Source organism: Micromonospora sp. NPDC047521 (genome assembly GCF_055587305.1).
Genome location: NZ_JBVJGN010000036.1, coordinates 1 through 1,971, shown reverse-complemented (window position 1 = coordinate 1,971; position 1,971 = coordinate 1). Strand labels below are relative to the sequence as shown.

The following is a 1,971-nucleotide window of genomic DNA, read 5'->3' as shown; positions in this document are numbered from 1 at the left end:
CGTCGGTAAGGTGATATGAACCGTTATAACCGGCGATACCCGAATGGGGAAACCCAGTGTGTTTCGACACACTATCATGTCATGAATACATAGTGGCATGAGGCGAACCGGGGGAACTGAAACATCTAAGTACCCCGAGGAAAAGAAATCAACCGAGATTCCCCCAGTAGCGGCGAGCGAACGGGGAGGAGCCCAGAACCTGAATCGGCTTGTGTGTTAGTGGAAGCGTCTGGAAAGTCGCGCAGTAAAGGGTGATAGCCCCGTACACTAAAATGCACAGGTCGTGAGTTCGATGAGTAGGGCGGGACACGTGACATCCTGTCTGAATATGGGGGGACCATCCTCCAAGGCTAAATACTCCTGACTGACCGATAGTGAACCAGTACCGTGAGGGAAAGGCGAAAAGAACCCCGGCGAGGGGAGTGAAATAGAACCTGAAACCGTGTACGTACAAGCAGTGGGAGCACCTTCGTGGTGTGACTGCGTACCTTTTGTATAATGGGTCAGCGACTTATATTTTGTAGCAAGGTTAACCGTATAGGGGAGCCGTAGGGAAACCGAGTCTTAACTGGGCGATTAGTTGCAAGGTATAGACCCGAAACCCGGTGATCTAGCCATGGGCAGGTTGAAGGTTGGGTAACACTAACTGGAGGACCGAACCGACTAATGTTGAAAAATTAGCGGATGACTTGTGGCTGGGGGTGAAAGGCCAATCAAACCGGGAGATAGCTGGTTCTCCCCGAAAGCTATTTAGGTAGCGCCTCGTGAACTCATCTTCGGGGGTAGAGCACTGTTTCGGCTAGGGGGCCATCCCGGCTTACCAAACCGATGCAAACTCCGAATACCGAAGAATGTTATCACGGGAGACACACGGCGGGTGCTAACGTCCGTCGTGAAGAGGGAAACAACCCAGACCGCCAGCTAAGGTCCCAAAGTCATGGTTAAGTGGGAAACGATGTGGGAAGGCATAGACAGCCAGGATGTTGGCTTAGAAGCAGCCATCATTTAAAGAAAGCGTAATAGCTCACTGGTCGAGTCGGCCTGCGCGGAAGATGTAACGGGGCTAAACCATGCACCGAAGCTGCGGCAGCGACGCTTAGGCGTTGTTGGGTAGGGGAGCGTTCTGTAAGCCGTTGAAGGTGGCCTGTGAGGGTTGCTGGAGGTATCAGAAGTGCGAATGCTGACATAAGTAACGATAAAGCGGGTGAAAAGCCCGCTCGCCGGAAGACCAAGGGTTCCTGTCCAACGTTAATCGGGGCAGGGTGAGTCGACCCCTAAGGCGAGGCTGAAAAGCGTAGTCGATGGGAAACAGGTTAATATTCCTGTACTTGGTGTTACTGCGAAGGGGGGACGGAGAAGGCTAGGCTAGCCGGGCGACGGTTGTCCCGGTTTAAGCGTGTAGGGGGTGTGACCTGGTAAATCCGGTTGCATACTAACCCTGAGGCGTGATGACGATGCACTACGGTGCAGAAGTAGTTGATGCCCTGCTTCCAGGAAAATCCTCTAAGCATCAGGTAACATTAAATCGTACCCCAAACCGACACAGGTGGTCAGGTAGAGAATACCAAGGCGCTTGAGAGAACTCGGGTGAAGGAACTAGGCAAAATGGTGCCGTAACTTCGGGAGAAGGCACGCTGGCATGTAGGTGAAGTCCCTTGCGGATGGAGCTGAAGCCAGTCGAAGATACCAGCTGGCTGCAACTGTTTAATAAAAACACAGCACTGTGCAAACACGAAAGTGGACGTATACGGTGTGACGCCTGCCCGGTGCTGGAAGGTTAATTGATGGGGTCAGCCGCAAGGCGAAGCTCTTGATCGAAGCCCCAGTAAACGGCGGCCGTAACTATAACGGTCCTAAGGTAGCGAAATTCCTTGTCGGGTAAGTTCCGACCTGCACGAATGGCGTAATGATGGCCAGGCTGTCTCCACCCGAGACTCAGTGAAATTGAACTCGCTGTGAAGATGCAGTGTA

1 rRNA gene is annotated in these 1,971 nt (G+C 52.8%); it reads left to right on the top strand.

What is annotated here, in order from left to right:
- A 23S ribosomal RNA gene (locus ACZ6N8_RS31170) occupies positions 1-1,971 on the top strand; the annotation flags it as partial.